The organism is Pseudomonas saudimassiliensis, assembly GCF_000939975.1.
In the GTDB taxonomy this organism is placed as follows: Bacteria; Pseudomonadota; Gammaproteobacteria; order Pseudomonadales; family Pseudomonadaceae; genus Halopseudomonas; species Halopseudomonas saudimassiliensis.
Genome location: NZ_LK391969.1, coordinates 1,494,919 through 1,514,263 on the forward strand (window position 1 = coordinate 1,494,919; position 19,345 = coordinate 1,514,263).

General features: G+C 64.8%; 17 protein-coding genes. 6 read left to right on the plus strand and 11 right to left on the minus strand.

The genetic code is table 11. The features are described from left to right. Positions 1-47 precede the first annotated feature (47 nt). Positions 48-752, plus strand: a complete 705-nt coding sequence (locus tag VG99_RS16470; RefSeq protein WP_420848292.1) for a methyl-accepting chemotaxis protein — start codon at positions 48-50, stop codon at positions 750-752. Positions 753-776: 24 nt separating this feature from the next. On the opposite strand, the gene VG99_RS06985 is transcribed toward VG99_RS16470, so the two are convergent. Together VG99_RS06985 and VG99_RS06990 are read right to left on the minus strand one after the other, a co-directional pair. Beyond that, complete coding sequence (locus VG99_RS06985) at positions 777-2,477, minus strand: long-chain-fatty-acid--CoA ligase (protein WP_044499017.1); 1,701 nt, start codon at positions 2,475-2,477, stop codon at positions 777-779. A gap of 33 nt (positions 2,478-2,510) precedes the next feature. Beyond that, complete coding sequence (locus VG99_RS06990) at positions 2,511-2,714, minus strand: hypothetical protein (RefSeq protein ID WP_044499018.1); 204 nt, start codon at positions 2,712-2,714, stop codon at positions 2,511-2,513. Here VG99_RS06990 and VG99_RS06995 point away from each other — a divergent pair. Further along, complete coding sequence (locus VG99_RS06995) at positions 2,713-3,201, plus strand: DUF3015 domain-containing protein (RefSeq protein ID WP_044499019.1); 489 nt, start codon at positions 2,713-2,715, stop codon at positions 3,199-3,201. The two genes, VG99_RS06990 and VG99_RS06995, sit on opposite strands and share 2 nt — an antisense overlap. 82 nt (positions 3,202-3,283) lie before the next feature. Continuing rightward, positions 3,284-5,140 carry an Lnb N-terminal periplasmic domain-containing protein gene (locus VG99_RS07000; protein ID WP_044499020.1) on the plus strand — a complete coding sequence of 619 codons (1,857 nt, stop codon included), beginning with the start codon at positions 3,284-3,286 and terminating at the stop codon, positions 5,138-5,140. Between the two features lie 34 nt (positions 5,141-5,174). On the opposite strand, the gene VG99_RS07005 is transcribed toward VG99_RS07000, so the two are convergent. The 3 genes from VG99_RS07005 to VG99_RS07015 form a co-directional block, all read right to left on the minus strand. Continuing rightward, positions 5,175-6,269 (minus strand): 3-deoxy-7-phosphoheptulonate synthase, encoded by a 1,095-nt coding sequence (locus VG99_RS07005; RefSeq protein WP_044499021.1) that lies wholly within the window; start codon positions 6,267-6,269, stop codon positions 5,175-5,177. Between the two features lie 544 nt (positions 6,270-6,813). Beyond that, entirely contained in the window at positions 6,814-7,734 is a 921-nt protein-coding gene (locus VG99_RS07010; protein WP_044499022.1) for an SPFH domain-containing protein, read from the minus strand. A 29-nt stretch (positions 7,735-7,763) separates the two neighbouring features. Next, positions 7,764-8,234 carry an NfeD family protein gene (locus VG99_RS07015; protein WP_044499024.1) on the minus strand — a complete coding sequence of 157 codons (471 nt, stop codon included), beginning with the start codon at positions 8,232-8,234 and terminating at the stop codon, positions 7,764-7,766. 329 nt (positions 8,235-8,563) lie between these two features. Between VG99_RS07015 and VG99_RS07020 the strand changes: the two genes are divergently transcribed. Beyond that, on the plus strand, positions 8,564-9,511 hold the full coding sequence (locus VG99_RS07020) for a triacylglycerol lipase (protein WP_044499025.1): 948 nt from the start codon (positions 8,564-8,566) through the stop codon (positions 9,509-9,511). 74 nt (positions 9,512-9,585) lie between these two features. Continuing rightward, a complete protein-coding gene (locus VG99_RS07025; protein ID WP_044499026.1) occupies positions 9,586-10,563 on the plus strand; it encodes a lipase secretion chaperone in 978 nt (325 codons plus the stop codon). A 3-nt stretch (positions 10,564-10,566) separates the two neighbouring features. On the opposite strand, the gene VG99_RS07030 is transcribed toward VG99_RS07025, so the two are convergent. From VG99_RS07030 to VG99_RS07040, 3 genes are read right to left on the minus strand one after another with little or no spacing between them, the layout of a single operon-like run. Next, the gene (locus tag VG99_RS07030) at positions 10,567-10,911 is read right to left on the minus strand and encodes a YdbL family probable chaperone protein (RefSeq protein WP_044499027.1); all 345 of its coding nucleotides are present in this window, start codon (positions 10,909-10,911) and stop codon (positions 10,567-10,569) included. Between the two features lie 14 nt (positions 10,912-10,925). Further along, complete coding sequence (locus tag VG99_RS07035; RefSeq protein WP_044499028.1) at positions 10,926-11,114, minus strand: YnbE family lipoprotein; 189 nt, start codon at positions 11,112-11,114, stop codon at positions 10,926-10,928. A gap of 12 nt (positions 11,115-11,126) precedes the next feature. Next, positions 11,127-13,418, minus strand: coding sequence for an intermembrane phospholipid transport YdbH family protein (locus tag VG99_RS07040; RefSeq protein ID WP_044499030.1), 2,292 nt, complete (start codon positions 13,416-13,418; stop codon positions 11,127-11,129). Positions 13,419-13,491: 73 nt separating this feature from the next. On the opposite strand from VG99_RS07040, the gene VG99_RS07045 reads away from it, so the two are divergent. Further along, a complete protein-coding gene (locus VG99_RS07045) occupies positions 13,492-14,952 on the plus strand; it encodes a phospholipase D-like domain-containing protein (RefSeq protein WP_044499031.1) in 1,461 nt (486 codons plus the stop codon). Between the two features lie 88 nt (positions 14,953-15,040). Here VG99_RS07045 and VG99_RS07050 read toward each other — a convergent pair whose 3' ends face one another. The 3 genes from VG99_RS07050 to gabD all read right to left on the minus strand — a co-directional run bounded on the left by VG99_RS07050 (position 15,041) and on the right by gabD (position 19,252). Further along, a complete protein-coding gene (locus VG99_RS07050; RefSeq protein ID WP_044499032.1) occupies positions 15,041-16,279 on the minus strand; it encodes an NAD(P)/FAD-dependent oxidoreductase in 1,239 nt (412 codons plus the stop codon). A 219-nt stretch (positions 16,280-16,498) separates the two neighbouring features. Next, positions 16,499-17,773, minus strand: a complete 1,275-nt coding sequence (gene gabT / locus VG99_RS07055; RefSeq protein ID WP_044499033.1) for a 4-aminobutyrate--2-oxoglutarate transaminase — start codon at positions 17,771-17,773, stop codon at positions 16,499-16,501. Positions 17,774-17,791: 18 nt separating this feature from the next. After that, entirely contained in the window at positions 17,792-19,252 is a 1,461-nt protein-coding gene (gabD, locus tag VG99_RS07060) for an NADP-dependent succinate-semialdehyde dehydrogenase (protein ID WP_044499034.1), read from the minus strand. Positions 19,253-19,345: the final 93 nt, after the last annotated feature.

Here is a 19,345-nt window from a genome sequence, read left to right on the forward strand (position 1 = left end):
ACAGTCAGAAGGAAGAAACCGACCAGGTGGCCACCGCCATGCAGGAAATGTCGGCGACCGTCCATGACGTGGCACGCAATGCCGAGCAGGCTTCCCTGGCAGCCACCAGCGCCAACGGCGAAGCGCGCAACGGGGATGAGGTGGTGAACCAGGCCATCAGCCAGATCGAGCGCCTGGCCGACGAGGTGACCCGGTCGACCGAAGCCATGGAAATGCTCAAGCAGGAAAGCAGCAAGATCGGCACCGTCATGGACGTGATCAAGGCCGTGGCCGACCAGACCAACCTGCTGGCGCTCAATGCTGCCATCGAAGCGGCGCGCGCCGGCGAGGCCGGGCGCGGTTTCGCGGTGGTAGCCGATGAGGTGCGCTCGCTGGCCCAGCGCACCCAGCAGTCCACCGAGGAAATCGAAGCCCTGGTCGCCGCGGTGCACAGCGGCACCCAGCAGGTCGCCAGCCGCCTGCAGAGCAGCCATGCCCTGGCCGGCAGCAGCGTCGAGCTGACCCGCACCGCGGGCGCCGCCCTGGGCAGCATCACCGACAGCGTGGCCAACATCCAATCGATGAACCAGCAGATTGCCGCCGCCGCCGAGCAGCAGAGCGCGGTGGCCGAGGAGATCAGCCGCAGCGTGGTCAATGTGCGCGATGTGGCCGAGCAGAGCGCTACCGGCAGTGACCAGACCGCCACATCCAGCATTGAGCTGGCGCGGCTGGGCAATGAATTACAGGTGCTGGTCAGCCGGTTCCGGGTCTGACCCGACCGGCCAACCCCGGCGGCATCACGCGATCGCGCGGTGCCGCTTCTGCTGCTCCTCTTCCACCAACTCCTTCTTCGACAGCTTGCCCACCGGGGTACGTGGCAGCGCCGCACGGATCTCCATCGCCGCCAGGCGCTCATGCTTGCCCAGACGTGACTCCAGGAAGGCCTGCAGCTGGGCGAAATCGAAGGGGTCGGCGCCGGCCTTGAGCTTGATGAAGGCCTTGGGCGCCTGGCCGCGGTAGGCGTCGTCGATACCGATCACCGAGACCTCCTCCACCGCCGGGTGCTCATAGATGGCTTCCTCGATTACCCGCGGATAGACGTTGTACCCGCTGCACAGGATCATATCCTTGGTCCGGTCGACGATATACAGCCAGCCCTCCTCGTCCATGTAACCTACATCGCCCGTACGGAGGAAACCGTCAGCGGTCATCGCCTCGGCGGTGGCCTCGGGACGCTTCCAATACCCAGCCGTGACGTTCGCCCCGGCGATGCAGACCTCGCCCCGCTCGCCGGGCGGCAAACTGCCGGGCGCGCCATCCAGCGGGGCGATGCGGATCTGCGCACCCGGCACCGGGATGCCGCAGGAGCCGGGGCGCGGCGTGGCATCGCGTGGGGTAAAGGTGCCGGTGGTGGTGGTCTCGGTCATGCCCCAGCCCTCGCGCAGGGCGCAACCGGCCATCTGCGAATAGCGCTGCTGCACTTCCAGCGGCAGCGGCGCGCCGCCGGAGTTGCACAGTTTCAGCGAGGTGAGGTCTAGCTGCGCGGTCAGCGGGTGGGCCAACAGGCCGATGAACATGGTCGGCACGCCGGGGAAGGTGGTGATGCGGTTGTCGTGGATCTCCCGCAGTACCGTTTCGGCATCGAAGCGCGGGTGCAGATAGACCTCCGCCGCCATGCGCAGGCTGAACAGCATGTTGATCATCAGCGCATAGATGTGGAACGGCGGCAGCACCGCCAGCACCCGCTCCTCGCCGGGCCGCAGGGACTCATCGAGGATCGCCTGCAGCTGGGAACAGCTGGCGGTGATATTGGCGTGGGTCAGCATGGCGCCCTTGGGCGCGCCGGTGGTGCCGCCGGTGTACTGCAATACCGCCAGCGCGGTTGCCGCGTCATCCAGCGGGTAGGCCGTGTAGTCGCCGTCGTTATCCAACAGGCTGGCGAACGAGCGGCAGTGCTCACCGAAGGCGACCTCGGTAGCCGGCCCGAGCAGGTTGGCCTGCTCGGCGCTGGCATCGGGCGCGAACTCGGTGAAGTGGCCGACAATCAGTGTCTGCAGCCGGCTGTTGGCGCACAGCCCCGCCATTTTCGGGTACAGCGCAGCCAGGTCGAGGGTAACCATCAGCGCCGTTTCGCTGTCCTCGATCTTGTGCGCCAGGGTGCGCTCGGCGTCCAGGGGTGAGTAATTGACCACGGTGCCGCCAGCCCGCAGCACGCCCATGAAGGCGATGACGTAATGGGGCGTATTGGGCAGGTACAGCCCGACGTGCACGCCGGGCTTCACGCCCAACCGCTGGAAGCCGCAGGCGGCGCGGTTGACCAGCTCGTTGAGCTGACGATAGTTGAGGCGGTGGCCTAGGAAGTTGAGTGCCGGGTGGTCGGGGTACTGGGTGACGGCCTGTTCCAGCAGGGTCCATACCGGCCCCGTGGGTAGCTCGACATCCCAGCGCAGGGGGTCGGGATAGGAGTCCAGCCAGCGTAACTGCCCATTCGCGTTCATGACACGCCTCCTCGGCTTGATTGTAATTATTGGTTAGCTGACCCTAGCGCTGCGCGCACGCTGTGCAAAGGCAAATCCAGCAAGGATATACGCCGCCATAAGAACGCTGATACCTCCCGCCAGGCCAGCATGTGACATCACTCGCAGTTTATTGAATGGGTCGGCAATCAAATTGCAATAAGCGAAGCGGGTTGGTAGATTCCGGGGCTTCTTCATACCTACACGGAATACATCCATGAAACGGATCCTGCTCGGTTCCCTGCTTGCTGCTGCTTCGTTCAACGCCTTCGCTACCGCACCGGGCGGCCCAGGCTGCGGCTGGGGTAACATGCTGTTCGAAGGTCAGCGTGGCCTGCCCTCACATCTGGTTGCGTCCATCACCAACGGTACCTCCGGCAATGCCACCTTCGGCATGACCTCGGGCACCAACGGCTGCAACACCAGCGGCGCGCTGGCCTACCATGGCAAGCCGATGCTGGTGCTGAGCAGCATCATGGATGAACTGTCCGAAGACATGGCCCGTGGCGAGGGCGAAGCCCTGACCACCTACGCCGTGGTACTGGGTGTGCCCGCCCAGGACCGGGCACATTTTGCTGCAGTGACCAGCGCGCATTTCGCGGACATCTTCAGCTCCGCCGAAGTCACCGCCGAACAGGTCCACGCCGCCACCCTGGCGGTCATGAAGCAGGATGCGGTCCTGGCGCAGTACGCCGACCAGGTCTGATCTTCGTGCATCACCGGCCGGCAATCGTGCTGGCCGGTGATTCTCTGGCATCCTGCCCCATCGCTTTCCACGCCGGCCTCGCATGTTCCTACGTCTCCTTCCCCTGCTGCTGAGCCTGCTCGGCACCGCTTCCCAGGCGGCACCACCCCCAGCTCCCGCCCCGCTGGCGCAGTTGGCACAGCACCCGTACTGGATCGCGCTGGGGCATTATGAGCAACGCCTGTCCGGTGGTTGGCGCAGCTATGTGGATGATGCCGGGTTTTTCCTCGCGGCCGAGGGCGAGCATTCGCCCCTGGCGGAACTGCAGGCCACCCTCGACGGCTTGTATGCCGACCCGTCGCTGGGCGACGCCCACCCGCAGTGCCGCTTCCCCTCGCGCACGCGGTGGCTGCGCCAGCAACTCGCCCTGACTGACCTGCCCCCGGTGCGGTGCCAGGAGTTCGCCACCTGGTACGCCGACATCGACCCGCACAGCACGGTGCTGGTGTTCCCCGATGCCTATCTGAACAGCCCCTCGTCCATGTTCGGCCACACCCTGCTGCGTATCGACTCGGCGGCGACCGCGGACAGCGGCACCGCCCTGCTCAGCTACGCGCTGAACTTCGGCGCCATGATCGAGGGCCTGGACAACAGCATTCTGTATGCCTGGAAAGGCCTTGCAGGCGGCTACCCCGGCCAGTTCGCGCTGCTGCCCTACCGCGAGAAACTCAGCGAGTACAGCAGTCTGGAGAACCGCGACCTGTGGGAATACCGCCTCGATCTGACACCCGAGGAAACCGGCCGCATGATCGAGCATGTCTGGGAGTTGCGGCAGATCCGCTTCGACTACTTCTTCTTCGACGAAAACTGCTCGTATCGCCTGCTTGAGCTGCTGGAGATCGCCCGCCCCGGTCTGAAACTGATCGACCAGTTTCCGCTGACCGCCATCCCCGCCGATACGGTGCGGGCGGTGAAGGACGCCGGGCTGGTGCAGAAAGTGAATTATCGTCCTTCCCGGGAAAAGGAACTGCTGGCCCGTGCCGCGCCACTGCAGCCGGAGGAGATCAGCTGGGCCCAGGCCGTGGCCGCCGATACCGAGCTGCTGGGAGATGATGGGTTCAATGCCCTGCCGGTCGCTCGTCAGGCGCAGATTCAGGAAACCGCCTACCGCCTGCTGCGCTATCAGGCTGCTGGTCAGGAGCGTGACCCGGACAATGCGGCGCGCAGTTTCCGGCTGTTGCAGGCAATCAATCAGAATCCACCGGCACGACTCGAAATCGACACCCCGACCCTGCCCGAGGACGGACACGAATCGCGTACCTGGCAACTGGCGCTGGGTAGTCAGGACCAGCGCGCCTATGCCGAATACGGTCTACGCATGGCCTATCATGATCTGAACGACAATCTGGCCGGTTTCCCGCTGGGCGCACAGATCGAACTGGGCAAGCTGCGGATTCGCCAATATGAAGGCAACCAATGGCAGCTGGAGGAGCTGGGGCTGGTCAACATCCGCTCGCTGACAGCTCGCAATCAGCTGCTCAAACCCTGGTCGTGGCAGGTCGAGACCGGCCTGGAGCGGGTAGCCGGGAAGGATGGTCAGCAGCGTCTGGTCGGCCATCTGAATGGCGGCGCCGGTTTCACCTCGCCTCTCGCTGAGAATGTACTGGGGTACGCACTGGCGACACTGCGCGTCGAACACCATCAGGATTTTGCCGCCAAACTCAGCCCGGCGGCCGGTTTTGACAGCGGTCTGCTATGGCGCAATCGCGCCGGCAACCTGCTGCTGGAGGCCCAGGCCGACTATTTCCACAACGGCGAAGTGCGCCGCAGTCTGGGGCTAACCCAGCAGCTGGAGCTGGGCCGCAACCTCGGGCTACGGCTGACCGCCCAGCGTGAATTCACCCAGTGGAGCGCGCCACAGAATGAAGTGATGCTGCAGCTGCGCTGGTATCACTACTGAGTTTGCGCTCGGGGGCGCGACAACCCCGAAGCGCTCAACCCCGCCGCAGCCGCTCAGCAGCGCCGCGCAACATCCGCTCGGTCCCGTCCCACCCCAGGCAGCCATCGGTAATCGATACGCCGTAACGCAGGTCCTCGGACAGCGGCTGGTTACCGTCGAACAGATGACTTTCCAGCATCACCGCTCGCAGGCTGATATCCCCGGCCAGCCGCTGATCAACCACATCTTCCAGCACCGCCGGCTGGCGTAGCGGGTTCTTGCCACTGTTGGCATGGCTGCAGTCGACCATGATGCTCGGCTCCAAGCCGGCTTGCTCCAGTGCTGCCCGCGCCATGGCGACGCTTGCTGCGTCATGGTTCGGCCCCTGATTGCCGCCCCGCAGCACCAGATGGGTATCCGAGTTGCCCAGAGTTTCCACCAGCGACGGCCGGCCCAGCTCGTCGATACCGAAGTGCTGATGCCCATGGGCCGCCGAGCGCATGGCATCGATGGCGATGCCCATGCTGCCATCCGTACCGTTCTTGAAACCCACCGCCATATCCAGGCCGCTGACCAATTCCCGGTGGACCTGCGACTCACTGGTGCGCGCGCCGATCGCCGCCCAGCCCAGCAGGTCATCCACGTAACCTGCCACCAGCGGTTGCAGCAGCTCGGTGGCCAGCGGCAGACCCAGCTCGATCATCTGCAACATCAGCCGCCGCGACAGCTCCAGACCACCGGCCATATCGCCACTGCCGTCCAGCTGCGGATCGTAGACCAGCCCTTTCCAGCCGATGGTAGTGCGCGGCTTCTCGATATAGGCACGCATCACCAGCAACAGTTGATCCTCAACCTGTGGGGCCAGATCGGCCAGCCGCTGGGCGTATTCCAGCGCCGCGTCGGCATCATGAATCGAGCAAGGCCCAACCACTACCAGCAGGCGCTGGTCGTCGCCGTTGAGAATATTGCGGATGGCCTGGCGCTGGGCATGGACCTGATCGGCCTGCCGATCATTCAGCGGCAGGCGCTGGCGCAATACCGCTGGGCTCGGTAACGGGCGGGTGCGTCGCTGGGCATGGGGGATAAGGTTGTGGGCCGGCTCGAGGCTGGATACAACGGAAAGCTGCAGGGCGGATGCGGAAGAATTCATCAGTGCTGTCCTCAGCTGCGCGGTTCAGTCCGCGCAGCGCTCTATCGTGTTAGTCGTTGTAAGGTCTGTGGATTCTGGGCGCGACCACTAAATCGCCAGCTGCAGTAACGGTAAGAACAGGTAAAGTAAGTGCTCATGTCTGAATCCTCTCAATGCATTGGCCGTTATTGGCCGAAAAAACAAAACCCCCGGTCGGGTGGCCGACCGGGGGTTTCTGAGTAGTGCGGTGGGCGGCCCGTCTGGAGTGGGCCGCCTGGGTATCAGGCCAGCCCTTGGCTAAACCAATACCCATAAAAATAAACGGCAACCGCGTCAGCAGCGCAGGCAGCAGTCGCCACGGCCTGAGCCGGGTTGCGATGATGCTGAATGGATGTGCTGGATGACATGGGGTTCTCCGTTGACGTGCAGTTAACTTACTGCATTAGCCGGTTGTGTTCAACTTCGATGACACCGAGTATGCACGGGCCAGATGACACGGGGATGACAATCGCGCCATTGCCTGTCTGACAACAGACAGGCAATGCTGACCGCAGCGCTGCGAGCGTTACTGCTTCACCGTATCCAGGGTCTTGGTAATCGCCGCCACTGCCGCACCGATATTGCTCAGTTCCGCTGGCAGGATCATGGTGTTGTTGGTCTTGGCCAGCTTGCCGAACTCGGTTACGTACTGCTCCGCGACGCGCAGCGCCACCGCGTCCTTGCCACCGGGGGTGGTGATGGCATCGGCAACCAGGCGCAAGCCGTCGGCGGTCGCCTGGGCCACCAGCTCGATCTGCCGCGCCTTGCCCTCGGCTTCGTTGATCTGGCGCTGCTTGTCCGCTTCGGACAGATTGATCGTCTCCTGCTTGATCCCTTCGGAGATGTTGATCTTGGCTTCCCGCTCGCCTTCGGACTGCGCCACCACGGCGCGACGCTCCCGCTCGGCGCGCATCTGTTTTTCCAGCGCATCGAGGATGGTCGCCGGCAATTCGATATCGGCAATCTCATAGCGCATGACCTTCACGCCCCAGGGCTGGGCCGCCTCGTCCAGCGCGGCGACCACCTGGCTGTTGATGGCTTCGCGCTCCTCGAAGGTCTTGTCGAGGTCAATCTTGCCGATCACCGAACGCAGGGTAGTCTGCGCCAGTTGGGTCGCGGCAAAGCGGTAGTTGGAAATACCGTAGCTGGCAGCCTTGGGATCGACGACCTGCAGGTAGATCACCCCGTTGACCACCACCTGGATGTTGTCCTTGGTGACGCAGGCCTGGCGGTCCACGTCGATCGCCTCTTCCTTCATGGTGTGGCGATAGGCGATGCGGTCGACGAAGGGAATGAGCAGGTGAAAGCCCGCCTCCAGTGTCTTGGCGTACTTGCCCAGCCGCTCGACCACATAGGCGGAACGCTGGGGTACGATCTGCGCGGTCTTGGCGACGGTGATGACGATCAGTACCAGCAGCGCCAGGGACAGGATTGTTGCGAATTCCATTGCGAAAAACTCCTCTACCAATAATTGATTCAGGCGGTTGTAGCGGGACGGGCACTGACGCGCAGGACAATGCCGCGCAAACCAACCACCCAGGCGGTATCACCGGCGCGCAGTGGCTCAGCGGACTCGGCGTCCCACTTGGCGCCGTTGAGCTGGACATCACCGGTCCCGTCGACGAAATCGGTCAGCACAGTAACCCGGCTACCCACCACGCCAACATCATCCAGGTCGGTATCGGCCCGGCCACCGACGCTGCCGCGCAGCCACCGGGCGCAGTGGCGGCGCAGACCAAACAGGGCGAGCAGACTGATCAGGCCGAAACACAGCAGCTGCACTGCCAGGCTCTCGATGACCCCAGCCAGGGTCAGCACACCCACTACCAACGCACCCAGGCCAAAGAAAACGGCTACCAACCCCGGGACGAAGAACTCGGAAATGAGCAGGGCGAAACCGAGCAGGAGCCAGAAGGCATAACCATTGAGAAAGCTGTTCAACAACATTGCCTTATCCTTGCAGCACCCCAACGGGCATCAGCTCGCAGCCTAGCAGATCGCTGCAGGCCAGCGGTAAGCATTACCTCCGGATTTGCGATCGACTACACAATACCGGCACAGCGCCAGCTCGCTACCGCCTGTCGGATAAGTCCAATGAATAAAACGCAGCCAGAGCGGATGACCTGCCGGTCGACCCACGGCTGATGAGTCCGCTGGCAGCAGGACTCGTCGGTCACCAGCGGCGCATCTATGCTCAACAGGTCTCTGTCAGGCCTGTCGGGAGTCCCTGCGCCTGTGCAGTCAGAGCCACCCTTCAACCGGCAAAGGTAGACAATATGAAGAACAACCGCCTTTCACTGGCCCTGGGCGTGGTGGCCCTGCTGGGGATGACCAGCCAGGCCCAGGCTTCCTGGTTCAGCTCCTCTGACTACACCAAGACCCGCTACCCCATAGTGCTGACCCACGGCATGCTGGGTTGGGACAACATGCTCGGCATCGATTACTGGTATGGCATTCCCCAGGCGCTGCGCAAGGACGGTGCCAGCGTCTATATCACCGAGGTCAGTCAGCTCGATACGTCCGAGGCCCGGGGTGAGCAGTTGCTCGAACAGGTCGAGGAAATCATCGCCATTTCCGGCGCCCCCAAGGTCAACCTGTTCGGCCATAGCCATGGCGGCCCGACCGTGCGTTACGTAGCCGCCGTGCGCCCTGACCTGGTCGCCTCGGTCACCAGCATCGGCGCGCCCCACAAGGGCTCGGCCCTGGCTGACTTCCTGCGCCAGATACCCGAGGACTCGGCGGGCGAAGCCATCGTCTCCGGCCTGGTCAATGCCGTCGGCAAGATGATCAATTTCATTTCCGACAGCCCCATCGATACCCCGATGAATTCCCTCGGCTCCCTGGAATCGCTGTATTCGGAAGGGGCCGCACGCTTCAATGCCAGGTTCCCCCAGGGCATTCCCACCACGGCCTGCGGCGAGGGGGATTATCAGGTCAATGGCGTGCGCTACTATTCCTGGAGCGGTACCAGCCCGGCGACCAACCCGCTGGATCCATCAGACCTGATGATGGTCACCGCCTCGCTGACCTTCCCCCGGGGCGAGGCCAATGACGGCATGGTCGGTCGCTGCAGCTCGCGCATGGGCATGGTGATCCGGGACAACTACCGGATGAATCACCTGGACGAGGTCAACCAGTTCTTCGGCCTGACCAGCATCTTCGAGACCGATCCGGTGACGGTGTATCGGCAGCAGGCCAATCGGCTGAAGAAGGCCGGCCTGTAACGCCCATGAACCTGAAACTAGCGTACCGCGGGCCCGGCAACGGGCCTGCCTCACCTGCCGATGGTAGCCGTCCCATGAAAGCACTGATCTATCTTCCGCTGCTGGGGAGCCTGCTGCTGCTCGGCTGGCAGATTGCTCCCGAGCGCGACCCTGCGCCCGAGCGCCCGGTGTCGGCAGCCAGCTCGGCAGCGCCCCCAACCAGCCCCGCGCCAATAGGTGTCAGCCAGGCCGCGCCAGCAACCGCTGTCACCCCGTTGCCCGCCAGTGTGCGCGGCACCGAGGTGGATGGCCGGCTGGAACTGGATGCCCAGGGCAATCTGCTGATCACCGGGCAGATCCGCCATCTGTTCGATTACTTCCTGAGCCTGGTGGGTGAAGAGTCCATCGCCACTGCGCAACAGCGTATCCGCAGCTACCTGAACCAACAGCTGGCGCAACCGGCGCGGGGACAGGCGCTGGCACTGCTGGATGACTACCTGGCCTATCAGCAGCAACTGGCCGACCTGGAGAGTCGCTTCCCGGTCACCGAAAGTCTGGCGGACCTGGCCGCCCGGGAGCAGGCGGTGCAACGGCTGCGCGCCACGCTATTCAGTCGCGAGGCGCACGAAGCCTTCTTTGCCGGGGAGGAGATCTACAACAATTTCACCCTGGAGCGGCTGGCCATCCTGCAGGACCCGACGCTGGATGAGGAGCAACAGCGACGCGCGATCGAAGCGCTGCGGGAGAACCTGCCCGAGGCCATGCAGCAATTGCTGATACCGCAGATCCATCAGGAACTGCGTCAACAGACGCTGGCCCTGCGGGCAGCCGGCGCGGATGAAGCGCAGGTGCAACAGCTGCGCCTGGAGCTGTTGGGGCCGGAAGCCACCAGCCGCCTGGCGGCGCTGGATCGACAACGGAGCGAATGGCAACGGCGCGTGGCCGCCTTCAATGCGGAACGGGAGCAGATCCTGGCGCAGCCGGGGCTGGCCGACGCGGACCGCCAGGCCGCGGTAAACGGCCTGTTGCAGGAGCAGTTCAACGAGACCGAGCGGTTGCGCCTGATGAACTGAGGCCTACTTCTTCATCCAGACATCATTGACCAGGATGTACTGCCCCCGGGGGGTGCGTTCCAGCGCCTTCTTGCCAGCCATGGACTCGACATCACGCACCTGGATGTTGTTTTCCTTGGCCAGGCGCTGGTATTCATCCCGCCGGGCCTGGTTGATCTGCCGGGCGATCTCTGCGGCATTGCCTCCTGCGGCCACCACTCCGAGATAACCGTCAGGCTGCTCGCCCAGCTGGCCTGCGGCCTTGGCCGCAGGCAGCGCCGACATGGCCTGGTTCAGTGATAACGCCAACGCGGGTGCACTCAACAGCAGGGCCAGCAACAGCCCGCCCACTCGAACACTCATACGCATGTCAGTCTCCTTGTTCAGAACAGCCCGCTGGATTCGCTGAACAGCTCGTCCAGCTCCTTGTCGACCTTGATGTAGATCTCATGCTGGATCTTCACGTTCAAATTGATGTTGATCGGCTCACTGGGCGCAGCCAGCTGCACCTTGGGCGTACAGGCTGCCAACCCTGTCACCACCATTGCCATTACCGCCAGACGCCAATGCATATGCCTCTCCTGTCATGGGCTGCGCCGTTGCAGATAGTATTGCTCGACCCGCTTGCGAATGATCTCGTTGACCTGCCCGGTCAATTGCAGACTGGTCAGCAGGGCCGGAATGTCCTCTTCCAGGCGAAGGTTGAGGTGGACCGGTCGCCCCTGCTGGAAGGCCGGGTTGCTGCCCTCCAGGCGCAAGCCAAGCACCAGCACGCCCTGCTCATCATAGGACAGATCGCTGGCCAGCACCTGATACTGGAAGTTGTCCAGCGCCAGGGCCAGTTGCTCCAGATTGGGGTTGCTGGCCGCCAGCTCCTGCAGCTGTTCGGCCTGGTAACGCAGCACACCGGGTTCCCGGGCCTGCAGCCGACCATCGTCGATCACCAGCTGCCCGTCCACCAGGCTCACGGGGAAACGCCCGTCCAGGGTGCCCTGCCCGCTCAATCCCTCCGCGGGGTAGACCTCGAAAAGCCGGGCCAGTTCGACACCCTGCACCACCGCGACCAGCGTCTGCCGAGCTTGCCCCAGGTCGATGACCGCCGGCTCCAGCAGCACCCGTCCGTCCAGCACGCCCAGGCTGGCGCTACGCAAATCCAGCGCGCCCGCGGCTATCGCATCCAGTGTGGTGCGGTAACGGACGCTGGCCTGCAGCGGGCCGAGGGGCAAGCCCGGGTCCAGGCTGGTGATGCGCAGGGCCTCGGTGTCCAGCTGCAGCTGGTCGCCGCGCAGGGAGACCGCCAGCGGCAGGGCCAACCCGGTGAAACTGGCGCGATCATAGATGCCCTGGCCGCCCGTCAGTGACAGCGTGCCCGTGAGCAGGTCCAGCCCGCTCCGCCCGCTGGCCTGCAACTGCCCGGTGACGCGGCCACTGGAGAAGCTCAGCAGGGCTGGCCAGTCGGCGAAGGTCGCCGCCAACGGGTCGGCGGCGCGCAGGAATATGTCCTGCAGGGCCACCGTCAGTTGCCAGGCCTTATCCCTGGGCCAGTCAAACTGCAGTTCGGTGTTCAGGCCACTCAAGGGGGCCAGATTGCCAGACAGTGCCAAGCCTGTTGCGGACTGTTGCAGCCTGCCATTGAAGTTCCAGCCCTGGGGCTTGAGCGCAGCGTGCTCCAACCGGGCCGCGCCCAGCCGCAGCGGCATCTCCAGGGCCAATTGATCGGGGCTGGCGAACGGCAAGGCCAGGGTAGCGTCAGCGAGATCCGCGTGCAGACGGGTCAGCCGCAGCCCGGCGTCGGGTAACGCCAGGCTCTGGGCGGTTAAGCGTGCATCTTTGCCCAACTGCAGGGTCAGCCCCTGTTGACTCAGCTCCGCCAGGAACGGCCAGTCGAGCTGCAGGGCGCGGGCCTGGACCCCGGATATATCCAATCTTGGTGCGCTCAGGTGCAGATGCCCGTCCCGCAGCTGGCCCTGCCACTGCGGCTGGCTTTTCAGCTCCAGCAAGGTATCCAGGCGTCCGCTGACCTCCCCTTCCATCACCATCTGCACGGCCAGGGGGATACTGTCCCGCCAGGTCGCCAGACTGCCGGGCTCCGGGTTGATCTGCACCGCGATGGCCGCCGGGCGCAGGCCTTGGGGCCATGCCGCCAGTGCCGCCAGCTGCGGCTCGGCCAGCCGCGCGGCCAACTGGCCCTCGTGCAGCAACCATTGCTCGCCGCGGTTCTCCAGATCCAGCCGCAGGTTGCCGCTGAGCTGACCGAGCCCGGCCAGGGGCAGGGGTTGTGGCAGATCCAGTTCAGCCTGCAGCAGGTAGCGGTCAGCGTCTTCGCGCAGCTGCAATTGGCCCTGCAGCTGTTGCCCGTCGGCCCGCAGGCCCAGCTGGGCGGTCACCGCCAGGGGCTGTTGCTGCGCCGTCAACTGCAATGTGCCCTGCAGCCGGCAGTACTGGTTTTCGCAGGGGAGCTGGACCTGCAGGCTCGACACCGCCAATTCCCGGGGCAACCAGGACAGCGGACCCGCCAGTTGGTCCAGATCCGGCAGACGCCAGTCGGCTTCCGCCTCCCGCGGTGGCAACTGCTGGGCCGGTTGCCAGATCAGTTGCAGCTCCTCGACCAGCAGCCGCTCGATTCGCGGACCCTCGCGCCAGGTGGGCTGCAGTCGAACCCCGTCCAGGCGAAAGCCCAGCCGCCCCTGTTCCGTCACCTGCACGCCGCTGGCCTCGCCCAGCCACAGCGCGCCATCGGCCCAGCGCACCTGCTGCCAGTGCAGCTGTTCAAACCCGGCCGCCGTCAGGGTGCGCTGCAGCCATTGGCCCGCCAGCACCGTAACGAGCAGCAACAGCGCCAGTACTGCCCCCACCCCGACCACCGCTTTGCGCATGCATCCCTCCACGAGACAAGCAACCGGCTTCAAGGTTAGCATGCGGGATCCACCCGATCATGAAGGCAGATATATGGATATTCTCCGCCGGGTCAACCGTCGCAAGCGCCGCCCCAGACGCGTCCAGCTGCTGGTTCCACTGTTGCTCCTGCTGTGGATCGGCATGGGTGTGTTCGAAGCCAGCCGGCCCATGCCCGAGGGATTGGCGGTCAGCCAGCCCTGGCGGCCCGCTACCGAGGTCCAGTTGCTGCTGGATCAGACCTGGCAGAACCCCAGTGGTGAGCGCATAAGTGACCAGCAGATCTTCGACCAGGCGCTGACGATGATCGCCGAGGCCCGCGAACTGATCGTCCTGGACATGTTCCTGTTCAACGATTTCGCCGGGCAGGACAGCTTCCGTCCACTGTCGTCGGAATTGACCCAGGCGCTCATCACCGCGCGCCAGCGGCGGGCCCCACCCGAGGTCGTACTGATCACCGACCCTTTCAACACCCTCTATGGCGGAGTACCCAATACGCAGCTGGAGCGTCTGCGGCAGGCTGGCGTCAAGGTGGTAATGACGCCGGTGCACGAGTTGCCGGCGTCCAACCCGTTGTGGTCCGCGCTGTGGAGCCTGTGCTGCCGCTTCATCGGCAATGATATGGCGGGCGGCTGGCTACCCAACCCGGTGGGCGACGGCAAGGTCACCCTGCGCAGCTACCTGCATCTGGCCAACTTCCGCGCCAATCACCGCAAGACGCTGATAACCGATGCGGGCGACCACTGGACCGCCCTGGTGACCTCGGCCAACCCCCACGATGCCAGCAGTCGCCACGCCAACCAGGCGCTACGCTTCAGCGGCCCCGCGGCGCTGGACCTGCTGCAGACGGAGCAGGCCGTCGGCCGGCTGGGAAGGATAGATACCCGTCACTGGCCGCAGCCGCCGACAGCCGCCCCGGTGGATAGCGACGCAGAATTACGGGTGCTCACCGAGGGCGCCATACGCGACGCCCTGTTGGAACTGGTCAACAGCGCCGCAGAGGGAGATCGCCTGGATATGGAGGTGTTCTATCTCTCCCACCGCCCGCTGATCGACGCGCTGATCGCGGCCCGGGAACGGGGCGTGGTGATCCGCGCGCTGCTTGATCCCAACCGGGACGCCTTCGGGCGGGAAAAGAACGGCATCCCTAACCGCCAGGCCGGCTGGGACCTCTACCGCGCCGGCATCCCGGTACGCTGGTGCAATACCCATGGCGAGCAGTGCCACCGCAAATGGATCCGGCTGGACCGGAGCGATGGCCGCAGCGAGCTGATCAGCGGCTCGGCCAACTTTACCCGGCGCAATCTGGACAACCTGAACCTGGAGACCGATGTGCAGCTGGTGGCGGCGCAGGACCACCCCGCCCTGCAGCAGGCGCGGACCGCCTTCGACCGTCTCTGGGGTAACGCGGAGGGGGTTGAGTACAGCCTGCCCTACTCGGCCTTTGCCGACCATAACGTCGCGCGTTACGGGCTGTACCGGTTGATGGAAGCGACGGGGTTGTCGACTTTCTGAGCAGGCGGGCCGGCACACGCCACGTTGACGGCATTGGGCTGGGCACTCGTCCCCGGCGATGCGCCCGTTGAGGCAGAGGTCATTGGCATCAGGCAAGCACCGCCAGTGATTTCAGCGGCACCGAGGCATCCGCCAGGGCGACCGGGTCCACCACCACGCGGTTCTTCACCAGGGCCTTGCCCTGCACGAAGTCGCGCACCAGGTTCACGCTATCGAGCGCCTGCACGCAACCGTCCTTCAGGTAGACCACCGAGAAGCTGCCGCTGGTGGGGTCGCCGCGCAACACCATCTGGTCATGCCCGGCGGACAGGCCCACGGTCTGCAGCTTGAGGTCGTATTGATCGGACCAGAACCAGGGCAGTGCGTTGTAGGGTTGCGGATTGCCGGTCAGGAAATCCGCCACGGTCCTGGCCTGGTCGTTGGCATTCTGCACCGATTCCAGGCGGATCGGCCCGGTGTTGGCACAGAAGCCGTTGTGGTGCGCTGCGCAGTCGCCGATGGCAAACACATCCGCCACGCTGCTGCGGCAGAATTCGTCGACCATGACCCCGCCGGTCTGGATATCCACCCCGGCCTCGGCCAGGGGGGCCACCGCCGGCAGGATGCCGATGCCGACCACCACCATCTGCGCTGGCAGCACGCGGCCGTCGGCCAGCTTCACGCCGCTGACCCGGCCGGCGTCGCCAAGGATCTGCTCAACCTGGCTGTTGAGCTGGATATCCACCCCCCGGGCGCGGTGGGCACTTTCATAAAAGCGTGACAGCGGCTCGCCGGCGACCCGCGCCAGCACGCGATCCTGGGCCTCCAATACGGTGACCTGCTTGCCACGGGTGCTGAGCACGGCCGCGGCCTCCAGGCCGATATAGCCGCCGCCGATGACTACTACGGTGTCGACGCTGGCCAGTTCGGTGCGCATGGCATCGACGTCGGCGCGGGTGCGCACATAATGAATGCCTGCCAGGTCATGCCCGGCGCAGGCCAGGCGCCGCGGCGCGCCACCGGTTGCCCAGATCAGGCTGCCGTAGCCGAGACGTTCGCCGCCCTCGGTCTGCAGCTGGTGCGTTTCGGTATCCACTGCGACGATCCGCGTACTGCGCAGCACCTCGATATTGTGGGTGCGCCAGAATTCCTCGGGACGCAGCAGCAGGCGCTCGAAGGGTTTCTCCTCCGAAAGGTATTCCTTGGACAACGGCGGGCGGTCGTAGGGCAACTCCGGTTCCTCCCCAACCATGGCCACCGACCCGGTAAAACCACGTTGACGCAGCAGGCTGGCCGCCTGCGCGCCGGCATGGCCCGCTCCCACAATCACCACATCATATGCCTGCATGCTGTTCTCCTCGTTCTACCGCTGGCTCAGTCGTCACGGGCAACGGACTGACCTACAAGCCCGGAGCTCCAGGCAACCTCTGGGTCGAGATGGAACTCGCCCCTCCCAGGCGAACCACGCACTGCAGCGTCGAGCCTCAACCACACCGGCCGACCGCCCCCCCCCGGGAGTGTCGAGTTCCATCTCGACACCGGCGAAGGTCCCGGCCAACCCCAACCCTCAGCCCATCTCCGCCAAACAGGCTTCAATGATATCCAGCCCCTCCTCCACCTCCACATCCGTCGCGGTAAGCGGCACCAGGATACGGATGACGTTGGCGTATTGCCCGCAGGACAGCAGCAGCAGGCCCTTTTCCCGGGCGCGGATGACCAGGCGGCTGGCCAGTTCCGGATCCGGTGCGCCGTCGACGGTCATCAGCTCGCAGGCGACCATGGCGCCGAGCCCGCGTACCTCGGCGATACGCTTATCTCCCTCGGCAAACTGTCGCAGACGCTCGGTCATGCGGTCGCCCAGAGTACGGGCGCGGGCCAGCAGGTTCTCTTCCTCGAATACCTCCAGCACCGCCAGGGCAGCGGCGCAGGACACCGGGTTGCCGGCGTAGGTGCCGCCCAGGCCGCCCGGGGAAATCGCATCCATCAGTTCCGCGCGACCGCAGACTCCGGCCAGCGGAAAGCCACCGGCTACCGACTTGGCAAAGGTGGTCAGGTCGGCGGTGACACCCATCTGTTCCATGGCGAAGAAGGTACCGGTACGCCCGGCCCCGGTCTGCACTTCATCGGCAATCATGACAATGCCGTGCAGGTCGCAGAGCGCCCGCAGCCGCTGCATGAACTGCGGCGAAGCCACGCGGAAGCCGCCCTCGCCCTGCACCGGCTCGACCACCAGGGCAGCGATATCCCGGGGTTCGGCGTCGTTCTTGAAGATCTGTTCGATGCTGTCGATGGCATCGTCCTCGCTTACACCATGCAGGGCATCGGGGAAGCGCGCGCGAAACACCCCGCCTGGCATCAGGCCCATGCCGGAGGCGTAGGGCATGACCTTGCCGGTCATCGCCAGGGTCATCATGGTGCGGCCGTGGTAGCCGCCGGCGAAGGCGATGACGCCGGCCCGGCCAGTGGCGGCGCGGGCAATCTTCACCGCGTTTTCCAAGGCCTCGGAGCCGGTGGTGACCAGCAACGTCTTCTTGGCGAAGGCACCCGGCACCAGCGCATTGATGCGCTCGCACAGTTCCACATAGGGCTCGTAGGCCACCACCTGGAAACAGGTGTGGGTGTACAGCTCCAACTGGCGCTTTACCGCCTCGATCACCTTCGGGTGCCGATGGCCGGTGTTGAGCACAGCGATGCCGCCGGCAAAGTCGATGTACTGGCGCCCTTCCACATCCCAGATTGTCGCGTTCTCGGCACGCTCGATGAAGACCGGGTGGATCTGCCCCACGCCACGGGGTACGGCCCGCTCACGCCGCTGCATGAGGGATTCGTTGCTGTCTATCATGTCACTGCTCCTTCGCCGTCAGATACCGCCAAGACACAGGTATTTTATTTCCAGGTACTCATCGATGCCGTACTTCGACCCTTCGCGGCCCAGCCCGGAGGCTTTCATGCCGCCAAAAGGCGCCACTTCGGTGGAAATCAGGCCGGTGTTGATCCCGACCATGCCGTATTCCAGCGCCTCGGCCACCCGGAACACGCGGCTCAGGTCCCGCGCATAGAAGTACGCGGCCAGGCCATATTCGGTGTCGTTGGCCTGGCGAATCACATCGGCCTCGTCGTTGAAGCGAAACAGCGGCGCCACCGGGCCGAAGGTTTCCTCCCGGGCGATCAGCATACTGCTGTTGACGTCGGTGAGGATGGTCGGCTCGAAGAACAGCCCGCCCAGGGCATGGGGATGGCCGCCCGCCAGGACAGTGGCGCCGCCGTCCACCGCATCGCGGATATGCCGCTCGACCTTGTGTACCGCTTCGGCATTGATCAGCGGGCCGGTGGTCACGCCTTCGCGCATACCATCGCCCACTTCCAGCCGGCGCACCGCTGCGGCCAGTTTCTCGGCAAAGGCGTCGTATACCCCGTCCTGCACGTAGAGGCGGTTGGCGCAGACGCAGGTCTGCCCGGCGTTGCGATATTTGGAAATCATCGCGCCTTCTACTGCCTCGTCCAAATCGGCATCGTCGAAGACGATGAATGGCGCGTTGCCACCCAGCTCGAGGGACAGTTTCTTCAGGCTCGGCGCGCACTGCTGCATCAACTGGATGCCGACGGCGGTGGAGCCGGTAAAGGACAGCTTGCGCACGATGGGGCTGGCACACAGCTCGGCGCCGACCTCGCGGGAATTCTCGACACCAGCGGTCACCACGCTGAGCAGCCCAGCGGGCAGACCCGCCTGCTCGGCCAGATGCACCAGCGCCAGCGCCGAGAACGGGGTTTGCGGTGCTGGCTTGAGTACCATGGCGCAGCCGGCGGCCAGGGCCGGACCGGCCTTGCGGGTGATCATGGCTGAAGGGAAGTTCCAAGGGGTGATCGCGGCGGTCACCCCGACCGGCTCCTTCTGCACCAGGATGCGCTTGTCGGCCTGGTGGGCGGGGATCACATCGCCGTAGACGCGCTTGGCCTCCTCGGCGAACCACTCGATAAAGGAAGCGGCATAGGCAATTTCCCCCCGCGCCTCCGCCAGCGGCTTGCCCTGCTCGGCCGTCATGATGCGCGCCAGATCATCCTGGTGCTGCAGGATCAGCTCGTACCAGCGGCGTAGAACCCCGGCCCGTTCCTTCGCCGTGCGCCGGCGCCACGCCGGCTGCGCCGCCTGGGCCGCGGCAATCGCCCGGCGGGTTTCGTCGACTCCCATATCCGGTACGCTGCCCAACCGCTCGGCTGTGGCGGGATTGAAAATCTCGGTACGCTGACCGCGCTCGGCTTCACACCATTTACCGTCGATGAAGGCCTGCTGGCGAAACAGATCGGGGGATAGTAGTTCCATGGGGAGTCCTCTTTGCGGCAGCGGCACGGCGACCCTGTCCTGCATCTGCCACGGCAGCGTTTGAAATTTCAAACATGCTAAGGCGGAAATGCC

Excerpts from the sequence above, each read along its gene's own strand:
- VG99_RS07010 (WP_044499022.1), bottom strand. The coding sequence starts at position 7,734 with ATGGAATTCGCAACAATCCTGTCCCTGGCGCTGCTGGTACTGATCGTC.
- VG99_RS07040 (WP_044499030.1), bottom strand. The coding sequence starts at position 13,418 with ATGCGCAAAGCGGTGGTCGGGGTGGGGGCAGTACTGGCGCTGTTGCTG.
- VG99_RS06995 (WP_044499019.1), top strand. The coding sequence starts at position 2,713 with ATGAAACGGATCCTGCTCGGTTCCCTGCTTGCTGCTGCTTCGTTCAAC.
- VG99_RS07045 (WP_044499031.1), top strand. The coding sequence starts at position 13,492 with ATGGATATTCTCCGCCGGGTCAACCGTCGCAAGCGCCGCCCCAGACGC.
- gabT (WP_044499033.1), bottom strand. The coding sequence starts at position 17,773 with ATGATAGACAGCAACGAATCCCTCATGCAGCGGCGTGAGCGGGCCGTA.
- VG99_RS07020 (WP_044499025.1), top strand. The coding sequence starts at position 8,564 with ATGAAGAACAACCGCCTTTCACTGGCCCTGGGCGTGGTGGCCCTGCTG.
- VG99_RS07015 (WP_044499024.1), bottom strand. The coding sequence starts at position 8,234 with ATGTTGTTGAACAGCTTTCTCAATGGTTATGCCTTCTGGCTCCTGCTC.
- VG99_RS07025 (WP_044499026.1), top strand. The coding sequence starts at position 9,586 with ATGAAAGCACTGATCTATCTTCCGCTGCTGGGGAGCCTGCTGCTGCTC.
- VG99_RS06990 (WP_044499018.1), bottom strand. The coding sequence starts at position 2,714 with ATGGATGTATTCCGTGTAGGTATGAAGAAGCCCCGGAATCTACCAACC.
- VG99_RS16470 (WP_420848292.1), top strand. The coding sequence starts at position 48 with ATGTCGGCGACCGTCCATGACGTGGCACGCAATGCCGAGCAGGCTTCC.
- VG99_RS07005 (WP_044499021.1), bottom strand. The coding sequence starts at position 6,269 with ATGAATTCTTCCGCATCCGCCCTGCAGCTTTCCGTTGTATCCAGCCTC.
- VG99_RS07030 (WP_044499027.1), bottom strand. The coding sequence starts at position 10,911 with ATGCGTATGAGTGTTCGAGTGGGCGGGCTGTTGCTGGCCCTGCTGTTG.
- gabD (WP_044499034.1), bottom strand. The coding sequence starts at position 19,252 with ATGGAACTACTATCCCCCGATCTGTTTCGCCAGCAGGCCTTCATCGAC.
- VG99_RS07050 (WP_044499032.1), bottom strand. The coding sequence starts at position 16,279 with ATGCAGGCATATGATGTGGTGATTGTGGGAGCGGGCCATGCCGGCGCG.
- VG99_RS07035 (WP_044499028.1), bottom strand. The coding sequence starts at position 11,114 with ATGCATTGGCGTCTGGCGGTAATGGCAATGGTGGTGACAGGGTTGGCA.
- VG99_RS06985 (WP_044499017.1), bottom strand. The coding sequence starts at position 2,477 with ATGAACGCGAATGGGCAGTTACGCTGGCTGGACTCCTATCCCGACCCC.
- VG99_RS07000 (WP_044499020.1), top strand. The coding sequence starts at position 3,284 with ATGTTCCTACGTCTCCTTCCCCTGCTGCTGAGCCTGCTCGGCACCGCT.